This window comes from Corynebacterium sp. HMSC055G02 (genome assembly GCF_001809065.1).
Taxonomy (GTDB): domain Bacteria; phylum Actinomycetota; class Actinomycetes; order Mycobacteriales; family Mycobacteriaceae; genus Corynebacterium; species Corynebacterium jeikeium_D.
The window spans coordinates 1-1,447 of the sequence record NZ_KV795658.1; the positions used below are offsets into that span (position 1 = coordinate 1).

Sequence of the window (1,447 nt, forward strand, 5' to 3'; positions counted from 1 at the left end):
CTCTCTGGGGCACAATGTGAAGTCTCGAGACATCGTTCCGGTTATGTCTCGAGGCTTCCTTTATTTTTGTTGCCCGGGGTGGGGTTTAGTTCGTTGTCTTTTTGGTTGTAGTAGATCTTGTCTGAGGTCAGTGTGTAGTGGGCTATGTGTTGCCCCGTGGCGGTGATTTTGATGTCTGCTGTGTTGTCTACGCACATGATGGTGATGGGCTCTCCGGCCCATCGGCGTCCGATATAGAGGCGTCTGAGTTGTCCGCCCCACCGCAGTGTCGTTTTGCCGTTTTTGGCGACTTTGTCGGTGCGCAGGCGGTAGTCATGAGTCTTGTTTCCTGGGCGGGGGTGCGCTTTGGGTAAAGCGTTGTAAGCCTCCGCAGGGGTACATCGGTTGAGTGCTCGGTGGGGGCGTTTGTTGTTGTAGTAGTCGATGATGTCATCGAGTTGTTCGTTGAGGTTGTCGATGTCTCTAGCTTGGGGTCTGTTACGTAGTGCCAGTTTGAGTGTGTAGTGGAATCGTTCAACTTTCCCTTGGGTTTGCGGGTGGTAGGGTTTGCCGTTTTTCTGTTCAATTCCTAGGTCTAGGAGGAGTTGTTCGAAGCCATTGCGTGCTGGGTTGGTGCGGTCGTTGCTGGTTGTGAATGCTCGTCCGTTGTCGGTCAGGGTTGATTGTGGGTAACCGTGGATGGTGGCTGTGTAGGTGAAGGCTTCGATGACGTGGGTAACGGTTGCGCTGTTAAAGGCTTGGCAGTGAAGTACATAGCGTGAGTGGTCGTCGAGGATTGTAAGGATGACGACGCGTTGGTGGCCTGCGATGGTCCAGTCGCTGTAGTCCATTTGCCATGTTTCGTTGGGTTGGTCTGCTTGGAATCGTATCCATGAGCTGCGGGGACGTTTTTGTGGTTGGGGTGTGATGTGTCCGTTGTTTTTGAGGATGCGATGGATCGTTGCTGTTGCTGGCAGTGGGGTTGTGTCTTCTTGCTCGAGGTGCCAGCGGATGGTGTGGGCTCCCGCGTCGGTGCCGCGGTTGGTTAGTTCGTAGCGTAATTGGAGGATGCGGTCGACTACGTCCGGGGCGGTAGCGCGTGGATTTGTATGAGGGCGTTTTGATTTAGGGGTCAGTGCCTCGATGCCGCCTTCGGTGTAGCGCTTTTGTAATGTTCGGATCCAACGCGTTGTCACTCCGAAGTGTTGGGCTGCTTCGGTTTGGGTCATGCCGGTGGCGAGCATGGTTTCGATGATGATTTTCGGAGCTGGTTTCTCCATGGTTTCAGCATGGAGGAACGATGTCGCGAGACATCAGTTTCGGCGTGTTTGGGGCAACTGTGGTGTGTTGCCGGGCACATCGTTTCTCGCCGGAACGATGTGACGAGACATGATGGTTCTCGGCACCGGAACGATCTCATGAGACATGCGGAACGATGTCACCGAACCAGACACTCTCTGGGGCACAA

At 54.4% G+C, this 1,447-nt stretch carries 1 protein-coding gene; it reads right to left on the bottom strand.

The window, feature by feature from the left end; all coding sequences use genetic code 11:
- Positions 1-41 precede the first annotated feature (41 nt).
- The gene (locus tag HMPREF2547_RS06485; RefSeq protein WP_049190698.1) at positions 42-1,259 is read right to left on the bottom strand and encodes an IS481 family transposase; all 1,218 of its coding nucleotides are present in this window, start codon (positions 1,257-1,259) and stop codon (positions 42-44) included.
- Positions 1,260-1,447: the final 188 nt, after the last annotated feature.

Coding starts and splice junctions, on each gene's coding strand:
- HMPREF2547_RS06485 (WP_049190698.1), bottom strand. CDS start 1,259: ATGGAGAAACCAGCTCCGAAAATCATCATCGAAACCATGCTCGCCACC.